Source organism: Micromonospora sp. LHW51205, from assembly GCF_003315815.1.
In the GTDB taxonomy this organism is placed as follows: Bacteria; Actinomycetota; Actinomycetes; order Mycobacteriales; family Micromonosporaceae; genus Micromonospora; species Micromonospora chalcea.
In genome coordinates, this window is record NZ_QMEZ01000009.1 from 52,378 (window position 1) to 71,859 (window position 19,482).

Genomic DNA, 19,482 nt, shown 5'->3' on the forward strand with positions numbered 1-19,482 from the left:
TCTACAGCCGGAACACGACCGCCTCGCCGACCTGCTCCCGGGCCACGCCCAGCGCGTCGACCGGCCGGTCCAGCATCCCCTCCCACGGGGTGCCCTCCAGCTCGTCGCGCAACACCACCACGTTCTTCACGCCGATCTGCCGCAGGTAGTCGACGCTCGCGTAGTCCGGGAAGCTGACAGTGGCCTCCCGGATCCGGGCCTGCGACCGGGGCGTGAAGCCGCTGCCGCCGTTGACCATCGGCTGGAACCGGTCGGTGGACCAGAGCATCACCGGCTGATCCCGGTTCTGACTGCTCGGCAGCACGAGCATCGGCCCGTCCACGGTCCGCAGCGCCGCCGGCTGCCGCGGCACCACCGGCTGCGGCGTGGCGTTCAACCCCTCCACCAGCACCAGAGCCAACGGCAGCAGCGTCGCCAGCCGCAGCCACGGACCCGGCCACGGCGGCACCCGCTCGGCGGCCAGCTCGCGTACCCGCATGCAGAACGCGGTGACCGCACCCGCCGCGAGCAGACCCAGCAGCAGCGTGGTCCAGAGCATCATCCGGCCCGGCGTGCGCAGCCCGCTCCAGCCCGGCAGATAGTCGAACAACGGCACGTAGGTGAACCGGCCGCCGAAGAACCGGGTGCCCATCGCCAGCGCCATCGTGACGAGCACACCGGCGAGCAGGAAGATCCGGTGCCGGACCCGCCACACCGAGAAGAACAGCCCCCCGGCGGCGAGCGCGTAGAGCACGAAGCCCGGCAACAACGTCATCTCCGGATGCCAGGGCAGCACGGCCCGGGCACCCTCGTGCAGACCACCCCAGACCCGGGACTCGGCCGGCGCGGTGAAGAACCCGCTCGCCGGCGGCGAGTAGAGCCCGATGTCGCCGATCGTGCGCTCCGCGTTCGGGTGCAGCTCGGCGACCTTGAAGTAGGGCACCGCCAGCGCCGCGCCCACCGCCGCGAAGACGAGGCCGCCCAGCACGTCGGCCAGGAACAGCCGCCGGCCGAACGGGCGCTTCACCTTGCGCCGCCGCACGAACCACAGCACCACCGAGACCAGGACCACCCCGGCCAGCATGTACGCGAACGGCAGCCCGATGCCGAAGCCGAGACTGAGCTGCCACGCGGCCACCAGCCACCCGGCGAACGCCCAGCCCGCGTGCCGGCGGCGCGGCCGGTACCCGTACCGCAGTGACCAGCCGTGCCCCCGGGCCAGCATGGCCAGCGCCAACGGGATGCCGCCGTTGGAGATGATGTGCAGGTGGCCGGCCTGGGCCAGCAGCCACGGCGCGTAGGCGAAGCTCGCCCCGGCCACCGCGCCGCCGATCCGGCCCGCGCCGAGCTGCCGGGCCAGCGCGTACGCGCCGAACGCGGCGAGCGCGTGCGCCAGCACGAACATGATGTTGTAGCGCAGCACGGCGTGCTCCGGGCCGACCCCGATCAGGCCGGCCGGGGCGTACCCGAGGAGCGTGTCGGAGAACGCGAAGCTCCAGTTCTCCGGATAGAACGTGTTCGAGTGCCACAGCTGCGCCGGGTTCGTCCGCAGGATGTGCCCGGACCAGGCCATCTGCCACGCCTGCAGGCTCGGGTCCCAGTAGTCCTGCGGCAGCGTGTGCCGCGGATAGCGCAGCGTGGGCCAGGTCATCGCCGCCGCCAGCGCCAGCGCGGCGACGACGGCGAGCGTCCACTCGTGCACCAGGAACCGGCCCACGGCGCGGACGGCCCGGCGGGGGCGGCCGAGCACCGGCTCGGGTGCCGGACCGAACGCGGACCAGGGGTCGGCCGGCTCGTCGTCGCCCGTACCGTCCTGCTTCGCGGCGTCGCTCTTCTCCGCGGCGTCGCCGTCCTTCTTGGCGGCGTCCGCTCTGTCCCGGGCCTCGGCCTCGGTCCCGGCTTCGGTGCCGGCCTCCGCCTTGTCGGTGCCGGCCTCCGCCTTGTCGGTGCCGGCACCCGCCTTGTCGGCGGTGCTCGTCTTGTCGGCGGTGCTCGCCGCGCCTGCCGCCTTCGCCGCGCCGGTGCGGCGGGCCTTGCGGGTCCGCTTCGCCTTGCCGGCACTCGTCACCGTGCCCGCGGTGTCGTCCTCACCGGAGCTGTCCGCGCCGGACGCGCGCTCGTCGGGCGAGCCGCTCCCCGGCCCGGCCCCGGCCGCGTCGTCCGGCGGGTTCTTCGCGCCGGTCCCGTCCGCCCGGGTCTCGGCGCCGGACCGGCGGCCGGTCGTGCCGGACTTCTCGGCGGTCACTCCGCCGCACCCAACTGCCCGCGCAGGAACGCGATGTCGGCGGCCTGGCCCTCGACGCCGCCGGGGGTCTCCACGATCACCGGCGCGCCGGCCGCGCGGATCACCGCCACCAGCAGCTCCGGGTCGATGGTGCCGCCGGTGAGGTTGTCGTGCCGGTCCTGACCGGAGTTGAAGGCGCCCTTCGAGTTGTTCGCGTGGATCAGGTCGATCCGGCCGGTGATCGCCTTCACCCGGTCGACCAGGCCCAGCAGCTCCTCGCCGCCCGCGTGGGCGTGGCAGGTGTCGAGGCAGAAGCCGACCTCGTGGTCGCCGAGCGCGTCCCAGAGCCGGGCTAGCGAGTCGAGGTGCCGGGCACAGGCGTTGTCACCACCGGCGGTGTTCTCGATCAGCACCGGCAGCGGGAATCCGCCGGACTCCGCCGCGTACGCGAAGGTCTTGCGCCAGTTGTCGAAGCCGACGGCGACGTCCTGGCCGGCGTTGACGTGGCCGCCGTGCACGATCAGGCCCTTGGCGCCGACGGCCGCCGCGGCGTTGGCGTGGGCGAGCAGCAGCTTGCGGCTGGGGATGCGGATCCGGTTGTTGAGCGTGGCCACGTTGATCACGTACGGCGCGTGCACGTAGAGGTCGACGTCGGCGGCGCGCAGGCGCTCGGCGTCCTCGCGCGGCTTCGGGGCCTTCCAGCCCTGCGGGTCGGCCAGGAAGAACTGCACCGCCTCGGCCTGCCGGGCGGCCGCCTCGGCCAGCGGGTCGGTCGGATCGACGTGGGCTCCGATTCGCATGCAGGGCAGCCTACGTCGCGCCTGCGACGGTCGCCGCGCTCGCCGGAGACGCCCGGCGGGTCGGAGGCGTCACCACCCGGCCCGGCGGTCGTTGTCCGAGGTGGGATCGATGGTCGACGCTCCGCCCGGACGTGGTCCACAGCACGTACGGGTGAGGGGGCCGACGCCCGGTGACGGGACGCCCCGGCGTGCGGCCCGGCACGACGGGGCGGGATCCATCAGGAATCCGGCACATCAAATGGAAGTCCGGACTAAATCCTCAATTTACCCCAAGTGGTGACGAGAGCCATTGTATGGTCAGCACAGGTGACAACACGATAAAGCTCCGCGGGGCGTCTTCGATCCAACCTCATCGGTGTGGTCGTTCCTCCCCAGGTCCCACCCAAGGAATGCGGACGGGACGCCCCGCGGCCCCGTGGACAGGGGTCCACCTGCCGGCTCTCGAGGCCGAAGGTGGGCCCCTGTCGCCGCGTCCGGGCCGTGCCGGCCGACCGGTCCGGCCATGATCGTCCGCACCGGCTATCCTGGTCCGGTTGTCCGTGTCCAGCCGGGTTCCCCCGGAACCGGTCACGGCAACGACGCACGACCTCCTGCCACGGAAGGACCGTGGCCGCTTAGCCCACAGGAGGTGAGCACGTCTTGCGTCATTACGAAGTCATGGTGATCCTCGACCCCAGCCTCGAGGAGCGCACCGTCGCCCCGTCGCTCGACACGTACCTGAACGTGATCCGGACCGCGGGTGGCTCGGTGGAGAAGACCGACGTGTGGGGCCGCCGGCGCCTCGCGTACGAGATCAACAAGAAGGCCGAGGGCATCTACGCCGTCATCGACCTCCAGGCGACGCCGGAGGCCGTTGGCGAGCTGGACCGTCAGCTCCGACTCAACGAGTCGGTGCTGCGCACCAAGGTCATCCGTCCGGAGATGCGCTGAGCATCTAGTCCCGACACGTCCGGATCAAGCCTCATCCACGCTGTCGTACGGCTCTGAGAGCCTGTACGGCACAAAGATGAGTGCGCGAGGAGATGGTCATGGCAGGAGACACCACCATCACGGTCATCGGCAACCTGACCGATGACCCCGAGTTGCGTTTCACCCCCTCCGGCGCGGCGGTCGCCAAGTTCCGGGTCGCTTCGACGCCCCGCTTCATGGACAAGGCCTCCGGCGAGTGGAAGGACGGCGAGCCGCTGTTCCTCTCGTGCACGGTCTGGCGCCAGGCCGCCGAGAACGTCGCCGAGTCGCTGCAGCGTGGCGCTCGGGTGATCGTGTCCGGCCGGCTGCGTCAGCGGTCGTACGAGACCCGTGAGGGTGAGAAGCGCACCGTCATCGAGCTGGAGGTCGACGAGATCGGCCCGTCGCTGCGCTACGCCACGGCGAAGGTGCAGAAGATGTCCCGCTCCGGCGGCGGTGGCGGCGGCTTCGGTGGTGGTGGCGGCCAGGGTGGCGGCGGAGGCAACTTCGACGACCCCTGGGCCTCTGCTGCCCCCGCCCCCTCCCGCGGTGGTTCGGGCGGAAACTTCGACGAGGAGCCTCCGTTCTAATGGCGCCGAGCGCCCGCGATCGCAAACCAGGAGCACGAGCAATGGCTAAGGCTGCGGCACTTCGCAAGCCGAAGAAGAAGGTGAACCCGCTCGACAAGGACGGGATCACCTACATCGACTACAAGGACACCGCGCTGCTGCGCAAGTTCATCTCCGACCGCGGCAAGATCCGCGCTCGGCGGGTGACCGGCGTGACCTCGCAGCAGCAGCGGCAGATCGCCCGTGCGGTCAAGAACGCCCGCGAGATGGCGCTCCTGCCGTACACGGCCACGGCCCGCTGAGAGGAGGCACGGACATGAAGATCATCCTCACTCAGGAGGTGTCCGGCCTCGGCTCTCCGGGCGACATCGTCGAGGTGAAGGACGGCTTCGGCCGTAACTACCTGCTGCCGCAGGGCTTCGCGATCGCCTGGACCAAGGGCGCGGAGAAGCAGGTCACGGTCATCAAGCGGGCCCGCTCGGCCCGCGAGATCCGCGACCTGGGCCACGCCACCGAGGTCAAGACCCAGATCGAGGGTCTGAAGGTCAACCTGAAGGCCCGCGCCGGCGACGGCGGCCGGCTCTTCGGCTCGGTCACCCCGGCCGAGATCGTCGACGCCGTCAAGGCCGCCGGCGGCCCGACCCTGGACCGCCGCCGGCTGGAGCTGCCCGGCCACATCAAGGCGCTCGGCTCCTACCCGGTCAGCATCCGGCTGCACCCCGAGGTGACCGCCAAGTTCGACCTGAACGTGGTCAAGGGCTGACACCCGTAGCACGACGCGATGGGCCCGCACCGGACACCGGTGCGGGCCCTTCCGCATCTCCGTCACCACGGCCCCGGCCGCACCTCCGGGTCTCAGCCGAGGGGGTTGCCGGTCACCGCGCTGATCACCACGGTCGACAGACCACCGCCCACCACGGCAGCCGCCAGCGCCACCGTCGCCGCCCGCCAGGTCGTCCCGACCTGCCGTAGCAGCACCGCCACCACCAGGCTGCTCACCAACGCCAAACCGAACCGCGGCGCCGCCGACACCAGCGAATCCAGGGCATGCGTACGCGGCGAGTCGCAGCCGCCACCGGTGATGTCGGTGACGCAACCCTCCGGCGGCTGACCGCTCAGGAACAGCAGACCGACGAGTAGCAGCACGGCCGGGACCAGATAGCAGGCCACCGTGTAGACCAGAGGCCGCAGCGGACCGCCCGGATCCGGATCCAGCAGGTCGTCTTCCAGCCGCCGGCCCCACGAGCCGCCACCGATCGTCTCCACCCGCCGGCGCAGCGTCGACCCGGCCGGCGTCACCGGCCGACCGCGCGGCACGGCACGCGGACGCGGAGCCGAGTACGCCACCGCCGGTGACCTCGGCGCCGACGGCGGTGTCTCCATCCACCGCGGATCGTCCCCGGCCAGCCGGGTACCCGACCAGAACGCCTCGGCCCGCTCCGGTGACGCCCATCCCTCCCGCACCGGCGGAGCCGTGCGATCCCACGGATCGACCTCGTCGCGCACCGGCTCCAGATAACCGGTGTCGGTGAACCGGTCCCACTCGCCCGTGTGCTCCGTGCGGTCCCACCGGCGTTCCGCCTGCTCCCAGCGGCCACCGGGCGCCGACCGGCCCCAGGCGTGCACGCCCGACGCGTCCCACGGGTCGACCGCAGGCGGCGGCTCCGGCGGTTCACGGTCGGCCGCCCGACGCCGCTGCCAGGGATCCGCCGCCGGCCGGGACTGCTCCGAACCCGACGGGGCCACCGACCGCGACCAGCCCGTCTCCGAAGCCGCCGAGGACGACCAGCCCGTCTCCGGAGCCGACCGGCCCGACGACGCCGACCGCGACCAGCCCGACTCCGACTCCGACGCCGGCCGCCGCAACTCCGGCACCGCCGACGCGGGCCAGTCGGCATCCGACGCGGCCGGACGGGACCGGTCCGAGCCCGCAACCGCCGAACGCGACCAGGCGGAGTCCGACGCCACCGGCGGCGGCCAGGAAGAACCCGACGCCGATCGACGCCGCCCGCCCGACCGCCCGCTGTCCCGCGCGGCTTCCTCGTCGCCCGAGCCCGCCGAATCCGGCAGCCCGGACCAGATCACCTGCGGACGCCGGGTCGCCGCGCGACGGGGACGACTACGCGGCGACACCCCCGACACCGGCTCGTCGTCCGAGTCGGCACGCCTGTTCCCCACATACCCCCGCTCCTGGGGGGCGTCCATCGTCCACTCGGCGGTGTGGTCCGACAACGGACCCGCACCGATCGCCCGCGGCTCCGGCCGATCGCGCCGACGGCGGCCCGCCTCCGTGCGCCGGCCACCCTCGGACGACGGCGTCTCGACCTCGATCTCGTCGTCGTCGGGCGCCGCGTGCCGCCCGCCACCGTCCGCGCGGCTCACCCCGGACTCCAGAGCCCAGCGGGGAAGGTAGGTGTCCACCGGCTCGTCCTGGCCGCGCTCGATCGCCCGCCGCCGACTCGGCGTGCGGTAGCTCTCCGGCGCGTACGAGTCGGCCCGGCGCGGCCCGGCGGGCTCGTCCCAGGAACCGCTCGGCCGTCGCTCGCGCGGGCTGTCCTCCCCGCTTCCCCAGTCCCGGTGTCTCACGGCCGGAGCGTGACCTCTCTCAACCCGAAAGTAAACCCGCTGTCCCAGGTGTCGCCGTTCGCAGCGATAGTACGGGACGAACGACGACAAAGCTCAGCCGGAAATCTTCCGTCCACAGGGTGGGGACAGTAAAAGCGCAGGTCAGAGGCGATACGCCCGGAATTCCCCATCACTTTTCCACACCCTGTGCACACCCTGCGCACATGCCGGTCCCCAGGCGTCCACAGGTTGTCCCGAGGCTCATCCACCGGCCTTGTTGAGTCGCTGACCTCGGGTTCCGTATCGTGGTCCCCCCGACCGCCGGGCGATGACCCCCGATCGACCGGAGGGGTCGGCGGAAGTTGTCACACCCCAGCGATAGAGCTGGACTCGATCCGACGCAGCAAGGGGGGCACCCGTGTCGGTCACCGACGAGGCGCGTACGGAACGGACCGGGGGGCAACCGTCGTCCGAGCCGCCGCCGCGCGACGCGCCGTTCGAGAAGACACCACCGCAGGACGTGGCTGCCGAGCAGTGCGTACTCGGCGGCATGCTGCTGTCCAAGGACGCCATCGCGGACGTCGTGGAGATCCTGAAGACCAACGACTTCTACCGCCCCGTCCACGCCACCATCTTCGACGCGATCCTCGACATCTACGGACGCGGCGAACCCGCCGACCCGATCACCGTCGCCGCCGCGCTCGCCGACTCCGGCGACCTCGCCCGCATCGGCGGCGCGCCCTACCTGCACACGCTCATCGCCAGTGTGCCCACCGCCGCGAACGCCGCCTACTACGCCCGCATCGTCGGGGAACGGGCGGTGCTCCGCCGCCTCGTCGAGGCCGGCACCCGGATCGTGCAGCTCGGCTACGGCACCGGGCCGAGCGGCAGCCGCGACGTCGACGACATCGTCGACCTCGCCCAGCAGGCCGTCTACGAGATCACCGAGAAGCGCGTCAGCGAGGACTTCGCGGTCCTGGCCGACATGCTGCAGCCCACGCTCGACGAGATCGAGGCGGTCGGCGCCCAGGGCGGCGTGATGACCGGTGTGCCGACCGGCTTCACCGACCTGGACCGACTGCTCAACGGCCTGCACGCCGGCCAACTTATTATCGTGGCCGGCAGGCCTGGTTTGGGCAAATCAACCGCATCTATGGACTTTGCCCGAAATGCGGCGATCCGGGCCAACCAGGCGTCGGCGATCTTCTCGCTGGAAATGAGCAAGGTCGAGATCGTCATGCGACTGCTCTCGGCCGAGGCGCGCGTACCGCTGCACGTCCTGCGCAGCGGGCAGCTCTCCGACGACGACTGGACCAAGCTGGCCCGCTGCATGGGCGAGATCAGCGAGGCGCCGCTCTTCGTCGACGACACCCCGAGCATGAACCTGATGGAGATCCGGGCGAAGGCGCGGCGGCTCAAGCAGAAGCACGACCTGAAGCTGATCGTGGTCGACTATCTCCAGCTGATGACCTCACCGAAGCGCACCGAGAGCCGGCAGCAGGAGGTCGCGGACCTGTCCCGTGGCCTGAAGCTGCTGGCCAAGGAAGTCGAGTGCCCGGTGATCGCGGTGAGTCAGCTGAACCGTGGCCCGGAACAGCGTACCGACAAGCGTCCGCAATTGTCCGATTTGCGTGAATCGGGATCAATTGAGCAGGATGCGGACGTTGTTATCCTTTTGCACCGCGACGACTACTACGACAAGGAGTCGCCGCGCGCGGGCGAGGCGGACTTCATTATCGCCAAGCACAGGAATGGGCCGACCGACACGGTGACGGTTGCCGCCCAGTTGCACCTGTCGCGCTTCGTGGACATGGCGATCGTCTGAGCGGCGTCAGCCGAGCAGCGGGAACCAGCCGGCGGCCTCGCCCAGCTCCAGCCGGTCCCGGTCGGTCAGCGGCACCCGGCCGGCGGCCTTCAGCAGGTACTCGTGGTCGGCCCAGCCGGCCGGCCGTACCGCCTCGTCGCTGAGCAGCCCGTCCATCGTGGTCACCGCGACCCGCGTCGGGTCGGCCGCCGGCAGCGGCGCGTCCGGCAGGTCCACCACCAGGTCGAGGTGGTGGATGACCGCCTCGGTGGTCAGGGTGGCGAGCAGATGGGGTACGCGCAGCACGTGTCCCTGGGTGGTCACGTACCCGTCGGGGTCTATTGCGGTGGCCGCGCGGACGGCGGCGGGCGCGGTGTCGGACCAGAGCCGGACCACGCCGGTGGGCCGGTCGAAGGCGACGGCGGAGCGGCGTGCCCACCAGGCGTGCCGGGCGCTCGCGTCGTCGTCGCCGGGAGGGAACGCGCGCCAGTAGCTGACGTCGTCCACGTCGGGCGGCCCGGGTGCGGGGCTGGCCAGGGCGACGAGCGCGCGCTGGGCGTCGCAGAGCACGTGGAAGAGCAGGTCGGCGACGAGCCAGCCGCGGCACCGGGTGGGGCGTTGCAGGGCGGCGTCGTCGAGCGGGGTGACCACGGCGGTGATGCCGTCGTACGCCTGGGCCAGCGCTTCGTGCTGCCGGATCGGGCTCATGCCGTGCAGCCTGCCACGGCGCGCCGCGCCCGGCACGGTGAAGAAGTACGACGACGGGCACGCCGGGTCGATGCGGCGCACCGGCCCGGCGTGGGCGACGTCGGCGGTCAGTCGAACAGTTCGCCGAGGAAGCCGTGCTTCTTCTTCCGGCGGTAGTGGCCGTGGTAGCCGTAGTGCTGCTGACCGTGGCCGTACGCGGGCTGGGCGTAGCCGTGACCGGGCGGCGGCGGAGGAGGGGGCGGGGGGACGGCGCCGTAGCCGGGCTGGTGCGGCGCGGCGGCGGGCGGGGGCGGCGGGGGTGGCGGGTAGCCGGCACCGGCCGGCGCGGCCTGCTGCGGGGCGCCGCCGTGCTGCCGGTTCCAGTTGGCCTCGGCATCGAACAGCTTTTCCAGCTCGCCGCGGTCGAGGAAGATGCCCCGGCATTCGCCGCACTGGTCGATGACTACTCCGCTGCGCTCGTACTGGCGCATCTCTCCGCGGCACTTGGGACAGGTCATCTGCATGACAACGACGGTACCGGGTGTTTTCACGCAGCGGCGGTCAGCGCCTGCGTGACCTCGTCGTCGGTGACCTCGTGGAAGTCCTCGTAGTACGCGCCGACGGCGGCGAAGTCGGGCGGGAGTTGGCAGCTCACGACCGTGTCGGCTTCGCGCGCGAGCATCTCGTACGCCTGCTCGGAGCCGACCGGGACGGCGACGAGGACGCGGGCGGCGCCGAGGTGGCGGGCGACCTGGACGGCGGCGCGTGCGGTGGCGCCGGTGGCGAGTCCGTCGTCCACGACGACGGCGGTGCGTCCGGTCAGGTCCAGCGGTGGGCGGCCGCCGCGGTAGCGCTGTTCGCGGCGTTCCAGTTCGGCCTGTTCGCGGCGGCGGACCTGGGCGCGGTCGTTCTCGCTGATCCGGCCGGCAACCATCTCGTTGAGGATCTGCACGCCGCCGGGGCCGAGCGCGCCGTACGCGACCTCGGGCGCCCAGGGGACGCCGAGCTTGCGGACGACCAGCACGTCGAGGGGGGCGCCGAGCCGGTCGGCGATCACCCGGGCGACGGGTACGCCGCCGCGGACCAGGCCGAGCACTATGACGTCGGGTCGGCCGGCGAGGTCGGTCAGACGTTCGGCGAGTTGCCGTCCCGCCTCGGCCCGGTCGCGGTAGGTGGTCATCCCTCAGGTGTACGCCTTCCGGCCGGATCGCGCGGGGCGGTTGCCGGGAATGCCGTCGGGTCGCCTGGTCGGGTGAGCGTCAGCGCCGGGGCGAGCACGAGCAGCGCGATCGGGTAGAGCAGGTAGCCGAAGCGGGTGGAGGGCATGAGCAGGATCGCGGCGAGCAGCCCGTACCCGCAGATGATCGTGGTGGCGGCGGCGGTGCGCGGCGGGCGGCGCAGCAGCCGGACGGCGATGGCTCCTCCGGCGGCGACGAGCAGCGCGGCGGCGATCGCCCGGCCGGCCGGGAGCGTCTCGGCGATCAGGTGGCCGGGGAAGGGTGACTGGGCGGGGCTGGTGACCAGGCCGTGGCCGAGGGGGAAGCGCAGCACGTTCTCGACGAGGGCTTCGCGGTCGACGAGCAGCACCGGGATCAGTGCGAGGACTGGTAGGCCGAGGGCGCCGAGGGCGGTGCGCAGGGTGGCCCGCCTGGTGGCGGCCCAGAAGAGCAGCACGAGGGCGATCGGCCAGGCGAAGAGTTTCAGCGCGCCGGCGGCGCCGACGGCGAGACCGGCGCGGCCGGGTCGGCCGGTGGCGGCGAGTGCGAGGGCGAGCAGGCAGAGCGCGAGTACGGGTAGGTCGTCGCCGCCGGTGGCGAGGGTGAGCGCGCAGACGGGCAGGACGGTGGCGGCTTGGACGGCGCGCAGCACGGCGGCGTCGCGGCGGGGCGCGGCCGGGCCGCCGCTCGCGCGCAGTGTGGCGACGAGGGCGATCACTGTGAGCGCGGTGACGACGGCGAACCAGACGCGGGCGTCGGTCCACCAGGCGTCCACCGCGGCGCGGGGCAGCCCGAACAGGGCCATGCCGGGCTGGTAGGGGGTGTAGCCGAGGAGTTGTTCGCCGGGGGGCAGCGCGGCGATGGCGTCGGGACCGAGGTAGGGGGTGCCGTGCTCGGCGAGGCGGGCGCCGGCGTGTTCGACCACGATCACCTCCTCCTGGGCGCGGTCGGTACGCCCGCCGGCCCGTTCGAGGCTCTGCGTGACGATCGGCAGCAGCGCGGTGGTGGCCCAGGTGATTCCGGTGACCGTCCAACGTGCGGGCAGCGCGGCCAGGGGCGTGCCGGGGGCGCGGCGGCGGGCGAGCAGTTGCGTGGTCGCGGCGAGGGTGGCGAGCGCGTACCCGATGGTGGCGACGGCGCCCCAGGCGCGGTGCGGCGGCAGTGTGGAGGTGGCGGCGGTGACCGCGGCGAAGACGGTGGCGGCGGCGTAGAGGCCCAGGTCGAGGGCGAGACCACCGGCTGCGGTGTCGAGTGCCGACCAGCGGCGGGAGACGGTGGTTGCGGGGTCGGCGTGGGCGGTCACGCGGGCCAGTCTGGCAGACCGGCGCGGTGGCCCGGCGGGGTCAGGGTTGCCGGGAGTCGCCGGCGGCGGACGGGTTGGGGCGGGTGCGGGCGCCGCCGGCGCGGCGTCCGGGGAGGCGGATCACGGCGCCCGCGTCGTGCAGTGCCGGGGCGAGCGCGCCGGTGCGGCCGCCGTGGCCGCGCTGGAGGCTGGCGAGCAGCGCGGCGGCGGGCAGTGGCCGGGCGAACAGGTGGCCCTGGCCGGCGGCGCAGCCGAGTTCCCAGAGGGCGCGGCGCTGGGGTTCGCTCTCCACGCCCTCGGCGACGACTGTGAGGTTGAGGCTGCGGCCGAGGTCGAGGGTGGAGCGGATGACGGCGGCGGCCTCGGGCGCGGTCTCCATGGCGGTGACGAAGCTGCGGTCGATCTTCAGTTCGTGTACGGGGATGCGGGAGAGCAGGGAGAGCGACGAATAGCCGGTGCCGAAGTCATCGAGCGCCAGGCGGACGCCGGAGTCGCGCAGGCGGCTGAGGACGCGGTCGACGACGTCGAGCTGGCTGAGCGTGAGCGTCTCGGTGAGTTCCAGCACGAGCCGGTCCGGCGGGAGGTCGTGGGCGCGCAGCCGGGCCAGGACCGCGCCGGGGAAGCGGGCGTCGAGCAGGCTGCGGGGTGACACGTTGACCGAGACGGGCAGGTCGAAGCCGGCGTCGCGCCAGGAGCCGGCGGCGATGAGCGCCTGGTCGAGGATCGCCTCGGCGAACGCGGGCAGCAGGCCGGAGCGTTCCACCGCTTCGAGGAAGCGCAGTGGGTCGATGAGCCCGTGGGTGGGGTGGTGCCAGCGGGCGAGGGCCTCCGCGCCGATCACCTCGCCGCCGGCGAGGTCGACGATGGGCTGGAAGTTGACTGTGAACTCGTGGTCGGCGACGGCGCGGGGCAGTTCCCCGCCGAGGGTGAGCCGGCTGAGGTCTGCGGTGTCGCGGGCGGGGGCGTAGGTGGCGAGTCGTTGGCCGGCGCGTTTGGCCTGGTACATGGCCACGTCGGCGCGGCGAAGCAGCTCGGGCATCCCGCCGGTGGCGGGGGCGACCGCGATGCCGCCGCTGGCTTCCACGCTGATCCGCATGCCGTCCACGTCGAGCGGGTCGTGCAGGGCGTTGAGCAGGGCCTCGGCGCGGTGGGAGGCGACGGCCGGGGCGGGCAGGCCGCGCAGCAGCACGGCGAACTCGTCCCCGCCGAGCCGGGCGACCAGGTCGTCGGGGCGGGCGGCGTCGCGCAGCCGCTCGGCGACCTGGATCAGCACCTGGTCACCGGCGCCGTGGCCGAGGGTGTCGTTCACTTCCTTGAAGTGGTTGAGGTCGATCAGCACCAGCGCGGTGACGCCGTCGGCGTGCCGGGTGGTGAGCTGGGCGCTGCCCTCGTCCAGCAGGTGGCGCCGGTTGGACAGGTCGGTGAGGGCGTCGTGGGTGGCGGCGTAGGCGTGGTCCTCGGCGATGCGGGCGAGTTCGGCGTACGCCTGGGCGTTGCGGACCGCGGTGCACAGGGCGGAGGCGAAGGTACGCAGGGTGTACTGCTCGCGCTCGGAGAGTTCGACCGGACCGGCGAACCGTAGCCGCAGCACGCCGAGGTCGTCGGTGCGGTTGTGGCCTTCCAGCGCGACCGGCATGACCCGGCCGTCGATGTCGCTGGGCTGGGGCGACGTTCCGTCGTACGCGATGCCTGCGGCGTTGCCGCGGACGGTGCGTCCGCCGTCGCGCAGTTCGATCTCGATCTCGTCGGCGGAGAAGAGTTCGCTGGCTTCGGTGACTGCGGTGGTCAGCACCTGGTCGAGGTCGACCACGTTGAGCGCGTCGGTGGCGCGGGCGAGTCGTTGCCACGCCTGCTGCTCGGTGCGGGTGCGGATCCGCGTGGAATAGGCCAGGTGGAGGCTGAGCACCAGTGCCGGCACGGCGAGCAGCAGCCGGGGGTCGGCCCGCAGGATGAGTACGGTGCAGGCGGCCACCAGGAAGCGGACCGCGAAGCCGGCCACCCGCAGGTCGAGGTCGGTGCGGAACTGCCGCACGATGGGCGTGCCGGACGCGAGCGCGATGACCGGCATCGCGAGTAGGTCGTCGAGCACGGCCGCGACGAGGTAGACGACTCCGAGCAGCAGAACGATCTGGAGCGGCTCGCGGGGCGGCCACGCGTTGCCGAGCAGCAGGATGACGAGAGCGCTGCCCCCGGCGACCAACGTGTGCTTCGCGACGCCGAATGCGGTCTTGATGGGCGCGAGTCGCGTGACCGAGCCGCAGGCTACGCCGATGCCGGTTGCCAGGATCAGCCAGGAGGCCGGCGCGACGGCGAGACCGACGACGATCGCAGTCTCGACCCAGGCGAAGGCCACTGTGGTCGACCGGATTCGCACCGGCGTCTTGATGACTGTGGCCAGGGCGACCGTCACCACCAGGGCCGTGACGGTGACGAGGTCACGTACGGAGTCCGGTGGCTCTGCCCAGACGGCGATCAGTGCGGCGAGCGCGACGAACGTCGCGCACACGCTCAAGACGGACACGATCACGCGCAGCATGGGCTCGACGGCTTGTCGGCCGTCCGCTGTTCGGCTCAACCGGCATCACCCGCCGCTCACCGTCGGAATGCGATGAGCGGCAGCCTACCCCTTCGCCGGAAATATGAGAACTCTCAGTTCCATTCGGTGCTACGCATTTTGCCGCCTCCTCGGATATCGAAACGGGTCGTGGTTGCTTGATGACCAAAAGGTTCGTCAGTTCCATTCGGTGCTGCGCATTGTCACGACCCTCCTCGCATATCTCTCTTGGCGCTTCGTGGCGCCCCCTGTCTTGGAAGAGCAGGTTAGAGCGTAGGTAGGGCGATAAGGAAGCATTAATGTCGGTATGCGCAATATAAGTAACTATTGCGGAGTAAATGACGTTGTGTCCACGGGGTGTATGCGGAGCGGAGCCGATCGTCTCCTTCATGTACCCGCGTAGTCGCTCAGCGCCATGGGAATGGCCTGAGGAGCCTTACGTCGCCTGTAGCGTCGTCGTGGCGGCGGAACATTACAACCGTGCTTTGGGCGGCTTTCACCGCCGGGTCGGACGAGAGTGGTGTCGGTGTGCGAGACCGCTGCCGGGGCAACGGGTTTGTGACTAATCGATTACGCTCCCGTGTGCCCGTGGACAAGAGCCGACTGGGGCCGGAACAGCAGCATGGAAATCCAAGTGGTCGGTGGTCTGGCGGTGCGGATCGGCGCCGCGGGCCTTTCGCTTGGAACCCCCAAACAGCAGCTGGTTCTGGCGCTGCTGGTCGTGCGGGCCAATCAGTTGGTCCCCATGCACGACCTGGTGGACGAGTTGTGGCCCGACGATCCGCCTCGCTCCGCGATCGCCAATGTTCGGACCTACGCCGGCAACCTGCGTCGCAGCCTCGACTCGTACGCGGATGACAGGCTCAGGATCGTCCGTGAGCCCGGTGGCTACCGGCTCCTCGCCGACGAGAGCCTCATCGACCTGTACCGGCTGACCGCGCGCTGGCGCCACGCTCGGGAACTGATGCGGGCGGGAGCGCCGGCGCGGGCGGTCCCGTTGCTGGAGGATGTGGGCGCCGCGGCGGCCCCGCTGCTCGCCGGGCTGACGCTGGGGCCGGTGCTGACCGCCCGGCGAGAGGCCGCGAGCCAGGAACGCCGGGCAGCCCTGGAGTCGCTGGCGGAGGCGCATCTCATCCTGGGGCGCCCGGAATCGGCGGCGTCGCTGCTGCGTGAGGAGGTCTCGCGTCAGCCTCTGTGGGAGCGCGCGCAGTGTCTCCTGATGCGTGCCCTCACCGCGGCCGGTGACGCGGGTGGCGCGCTGGCCGTCTACCGCGCCGCGCGCGAGGCCCTCACCGGCGAACTGGGCGTGCCGCCCAGCGAGGAGATGGAGCAGTTGCGGGTCGCGGCCGCCCTCGCCCGTCGGCGGGTCCCGAACTCCGTCACCGAGGCGGAAACAATTCGGAAAAGATCCCGTACGCATGACTGGCTGCCGCGCACGGTGCCGGATTTCGTCGGCCGGAAGGAAATTGTCGATCGCTTGTTGCACGACGTGCGCGAGCGGTCCGGCGGAGTCCCGACGATCCGCCTGATCGACGGCATGGCGGGCTGCGGCAAGACGACTCTCGCCCTGCACGTGGCCTCGCGGTTGGCCGAACGCTTCCCCGACGGGCAGCTCTTCGTCGACCTGCGCGGGCACACCGAGGACACGCGGATGACGCCTACCGCAGCGCTTGACATCCTTCTTCGCCAAATGGGTGTGCCGGCCGGCCGGATACCGATGGAACTGCCCGATCGATTGGAAATGTGGCGGCGAGAACTCGCCACGAGGGCCGCGATGGTGGTGCTCGACAACGCCGCCGACAGCCGGCAGGTCGAACCGCTGCTGCCCACCTCCGGGCCGGCGGTGGTGCTCGTCACCAGCCGGCGTCGCCTGCTGGCGCTCACCGAACGGCCGCCGGTGTCCCTCGCCGTTCTCTCCGAGCCCGAGGCGCTGCAACTGCTCACGACACTTGTCGGGGACGGGCGGGTGACAGCCGAACGGGAGGCCGCACGCCGCCTGGTCGGCATCTGCGGCTGTCTGCCCCTCGCGGTCAGGCTGGCCGGCACCCGCCTCGCTCACCGGCCGGACTGGCGGATCTCCGATCTCGTCGACAGGTTGAACGACAGATCGATGATCCTTCCCGGTCTCCGGACCGAGGCGCGGAGCGTGATCGAGGCGTTCGCCGAGTCGTACGAGCCGCTCGACGAGGCGTGCAGGAGAACCTTCCGATCCTTCGGGTTGGTCACCGGCGGTCACCTCGACACCGCCATGGTCGCCGCCCTAAACGATCTGCCGTGGCGGGAGGCGGCGGACGTCCTCGACGAACTGGTGGACCGCAACCTCGTGCAGGAGACCGCGGCGGGCCGGTACCGCCTGCACGATCTGATGAGGCGGTACGCCGCCGAGTTGGCCCGGGAGGAGGACGAGCGGCCGGCGCGCCACGCGGCGGTACAGAACCTGTTGGATCACCTGCTGCACTCGGTGGTGCGGGCCTCGGCGCAGACCGAGGACAGCGGCGTACTCGCGCTGCACCTGCGGCTCGGGGAGCCGCGCCGCGCGGACCTGCTCGTCGGACGCGAGCACGGCGATCTGGACTGGCTGGAGGACCAGCGCCTGAATCTGATCGCCTTCGCCCGCCAGGCGGCTGAGGAGGGCCATGAACCGATGGCCTGGCGGCTCGCGCGCGCCAGCTGGCGCTTCTTCTACACCCGGGGCTACTTCGACGACATCTCGGTCACCCACTCCGCGGGTCTGGCAGCGGCCCGACGGTGCGGAGATCGGCACGCCGTGGCTCTCATGCACAACTACCTCGCGTCGGCCTGTGTGCGTACCGGCGCTTTCCAGGACGCCTCCACCCACCTGCACGAGGTCGTCTCGATCCTCACCGGGCTCGGGGACGCAGCGGGCGCGCAGCGGGCGCGGTTCAACCTCGGCGTGGTGTACTGGCTCACCGGTCGACTTCAGCAGTCGCTGGAGATCAACCGCCTGACTCTGCGCAGCAACGTGCTGGACACCCTTCCCGTTCTGCCCAACCTCGGCCTCACGCTCCGCTGCCTCGGCCGGTACGACGAGTCGATGGCCGTTCACCGGCTCCACCTCTTCGTCGCGCGCACCAGGCAGGACCCGTTCCACATGTCGAACGCGCTGGGGCACCTGGGAGGCGTCAGGTACCGGCTCGGGCAGAACGCGCAGGCCGAGCGCCTGCTACGCGCCTCGCTGGCGCTCCGGGACCGCACCGGCAGCGGCTTCGCCCGCGCCGAGACGATCAGCGACCTCGCCGGGACCTACCGCCAGCTCGGCCGCTACGAGGAGGCGTTGCGGCATCATGAAGCCGCCATCGAGGCCGCCGCCGCTTCCGGTGAGCAGCAGGTCCAAGCCGAGGCGCGCAACGAGCTGGCCGTCACCCTGCGAGCCGTCGGCCGAGGCGGGGAGGCCGCCGCCGTGCTCGAGGAAGCCCTCGCCATCGCCACCCGGATCGCCCACCCGTACGAGCAGGCCCGCGCCCTCAGCGGTTTGGCGGAGCACCTGGTGGACGAGCAGCCGGTCGAGGCGCGACGGTACCGGCAACGGGCCCTGGCGATCTTCGAACGGATGGGCGCCCCGGAGCGTCACGAGTTGCGGCGGCAGCTCGCCGCGATGCCGTCACCACCGACCTGACCCGCCTTATCGATTTCTTATCGCGGCGTTCGTTAGCGTCCCGCCATCGGCCACGGGGAGGGCTCACCGCCAGGGCGGGCCAGGCCGAGCGAAGGCCCCCACCGCCAGTTCCCCCCAGCGAATCGGCGGTGGGTAGGTGAGGGAGGGGCGTCGTGGATCTGCACCCGACACGGCGCTCCTCCCCGCCGACGGCCCGGAGCACGCGCGTCGTCGTACCCGGCGGATAGGGTCGGGCCGTGACCGAACCCGCGCAGCTCACCCACGTCGACCCGGCCGGCGCGGCCCGGATGGTCGACGTCTCCGCCAAGCCGGTCTCGGGCCGGCTCGCGGTCGCCGCCGGCCGGCTCCGCACCACCACCGAGGTGGTCGAGCTGCTGCGGCGCGACGGCCTGCCCAAGGGCGACGCGCTGGCCGTCGGCCGGCTCGCCGGCATCATGGGCGCCAAGCGCACGCCCGACCTGATCCCGCTCTGCCACCCGATCGCGCTGCACGGCGTCACCGTCGACCTCGACCTGACCGCCGACACGGTCGAGATCACCGCCACCGCGAAGACCGCCGACCGGACGGGCGTCGAGATGGAGGCGCTGACCGCGGTGGCGGTCGCCGGCCTCGCTCTCATCGACATGGTGAAGGCGGTCGACCCGGCCGCCTCGGTGGAGGCCGTCCGGGTGCTCCGCAAGGAGGGCGGCAAGACCGGCGAATGGGTCCGGCCGGAGGACCGGCCGTGATCCGGGCCCGGGTGATCGTGGCCTCCAACCGGGCCGCCGCCGGGGTGTACGAGGACACCAGCGGCCCGCTGCTCGTGACCGGCCTGCGGGAGCTGGGCTGCGAGGTCGACCCGCCGGTGGTGGTGCCGGACGGCGATCCGGTCGGTGAGGCGCTGCTCGCCGCCCGCGAGGAACGTGTGGACGTGGTGCTGACCAGCGGCGGCACGGGCATCACCCCGACCGACCGCACGCCCGAGGTGACCCGTGCGCTGCTCGACTACGAGATCCCCGGCATCGCCGAGGCGATCCGCGCGTACAGCCGCGACACCGTGCCGACCGCGGCGCTGTCCCGCGGGCTGGCCGGGGTGACCGGCCGGACGCTCGTGGTCAACCTGCCCGGCTCGCGGGGCGGCGCCCGCGACGGCCTTGCGGTGCTCGGGCCGATCCTGCGGCACGCGGTCGACCAGCTTCGCGGCGGCGACCACTGA

At 72.0% G+C, this 19,482-nt stretch carries 16 protein-coding genes; 8 read left to right on the forward strand and 8 right to left on the reverse strand.

All coding sequences use genetic code 11. The annotated features are described in order from the left end of the window. Nucleotide 1: 1 nt before the first annotated feature. Nucleotides 2–2,224, reverse strand: coding sequence for a hypothetical protein (locus tag DQE82_RS26060; protein WP_233514786.1), 2,223 nt, complete (start codon nt 2,222–2,224; stop codon nt 2–4). Continuing rightward, nucleotides 2,221–3,003, reverse strand: a complete 783-nt coding sequence (locus tag DQE82_RS26065) for a deoxyribonuclease IV (protein WP_113974487.1) — start codon at nt 3,001–3,003, stop codon at nt 2,221–2,223. Before DQE82_RS26065 ends, DQE82_RS26060 begins: the two co-directional genes overlap by 4 nt. A gap of 639 nt (nt 3,004–3,642) precedes the next feature. Between DQE82_RS26065 and rpsF the strand changes: the two genes are divergently transcribed. From rpsF to rplI, 4 genes are all read left to right on the forward strand, one after another. Continuing rightward, nucleotides 3,643–3,933: a 30S ribosomal protein S6 gene (gene rpsF / locus DQE82_RS26070; RefSeq protein ID WP_013289357.1), complete on the forward strand. Its 291-nt coding sequence runs from the start codon at nt 3,643–3,645 to the stop codon at nt 3,931–3,933. Between the two features lie 80 nt (nt 3,934–4,013). Further along, entirely contained in the window at nt 4,014–4,541 is a 528-nt protein-coding gene (locus DQE82_RS26075) for a single-stranded DNA-binding protein (RefSeq protein ID WP_018788497.1), read from the forward strand. 41 nt (nt 4,542–4,582) lie between these two features. After that, nucleotides 4,583–4,822: a 30S ribosomal protein S18 gene (gene rpsR / locus DQE82_RS26080; protein WP_007073789.1), complete on the forward strand. Its 240-nt coding sequence runs from the start codon at nt 4,583–4,585 to the stop codon at nt 4,820–4,822. 14 nt (nt 4,823–4,836) lie between these two features. Next, on the forward strand, nt 4,837–5,283 hold the full coding sequence (gene rplI, locus DQE82_RS26085) for a 50S ribosomal protein L9 (RefSeq protein ID WP_013289354.1): 447 nt from the start codon (nt 4,837–4,839) through the stop codon (nt 5,281–5,283). A 92-nt stretch (nt 5,284–5,375) separates the two neighbouring features. On the opposite strand, the gene DQE82_RS26090 is transcribed toward rplI, so the two are convergent. Beyond that, nucleotides 5,376–7,106 carry a hypothetical protein gene (locus DQE82_RS26090; RefSeq protein ID WP_113974488.1) on the reverse strand — a complete coding sequence of 577 codons (1,731 nt, stop codon included), beginning with the start codon at nt 7,104–7,106 and terminating at the stop codon, nt 5,376–5,378. A 397-nt stretch (nt 7,107–7,503) separates the two neighbouring features. Between DQE82_RS26090 and dnaB the strand changes: the two genes are divergently transcribed. After that, nucleotides 7,504–8,910, forward strand: coding sequence for a replicative DNA helicase (gene dnaB / locus DQE82_RS26095; protein WP_104112388.1), 1,407 nt, complete (start codon nt 7,504–7,506; stop codon nt 8,908–8,910). 6 nt (nt 8,911–8,916) lie between these two features. On the opposite strand, the gene DQE82_RS26100 is transcribed toward dnaB, so the two are convergent. From DQE82_RS26100 to DQE82_RS26120, 5 genes are read right to left on the reverse strand one after another with little or no spacing between them, the layout of a single operon-like run. Further along, entirely contained in the window at nt 8,917–9,678 is a 762-nt protein-coding gene (locus tag DQE82_RS26100; protein WP_233514787.1) for a maleylpyruvate isomerase N-terminal domain-containing protein, read from the reverse strand. 26 nt (nt 9,679–9,704) lie between these two features. Next, nucleotides 9,705–10,100 (reverse strand): zf-TFIIB domain-containing protein, encoded by a 396-nt coding sequence (locus DQE82_RS26105; protein ID WP_113974489.1) that lies wholly within the window; start codon nt 10,098–10,100, stop codon nt 9,705–9,707. Nucleotides 10,101–10,123: 23 nt separating this feature from the next. After that, nucleotides 10,124–10,756, reverse strand: coding sequence for a phosphoribosyltransferase (locus DQE82_RS26110; RefSeq protein ID WP_113974490.1), 633 nt, complete (start codon nt 10,754–10,756; stop codon nt 10,124–10,126). After that, complete coding sequence (locus DQE82_RS26115) at nt 10,753–12,096, reverse strand: glycosyltransferase 87 family protein (RefSeq protein WP_113974491.1); 1,344 nt, start codon at nt 12,094–12,096, stop codon at nt 10,753–10,755. Before DQE82_RS26115 ends, DQE82_RS26110 begins: the two co-directional genes overlap by 4 nt. 40 nt (nt 12,097–12,136) lie before the next feature. Further along, a complete protein-coding gene (locus DQE82_RS26120; protein ID WP_370446811.1) occupies nt 12,137–14,632 on the reverse strand; it encodes a putative bifunctional diguanylate cyclase/phosphodiesterase in 2,496 nt (831 codons plus the stop codon). 670 nt (nt 14,633–15,302) lie between these two features. On the opposite strand from DQE82_RS26120, the gene DQE82_RS26125 reads away from it, so the two are divergent. The 3 genes from DQE82_RS26125 to DQE82_RS26135 all read left to right on the forward strand — a co-directional run bounded on the left by DQE82_RS26125 (nt 15,303) and on the right by DQE82_RS26135 (nt 19,482). Continuing rightward, complete coding sequence (locus tag DQE82_RS26125; protein WP_233514788.1) at nt 15,303–18,287, forward strand: tetratricopeptide repeat protein; 2,985 nt, start codon at nt 15,303–15,305, stop codon at nt 18,285–18,287. Nucleotides 18,288–18,523: 236 nt separating this feature from the next. After that, nucleotides 18,524–19,015: a cyclic pyranopterin monophosphate synthase MoaC gene (moaC, locus tag DQE82_RS26130; protein WP_113974493.1), complete on the forward strand. Its 492-nt coding sequence runs from the start codon at nt 18,524–18,526 to the stop codon at nt 19,013–19,015. After that, entirely contained in the window at nt 18,988–19,482 is a 495-nt protein-coding gene (locus DQE82_RS26135; protein WP_187693502.1) for a molybdenum cofactor biosynthesis protein B, read from the forward strand. The genes moaC and DQE82_RS26135 overlap by 28 nt, the downstream gene beginning before the upstream one ends.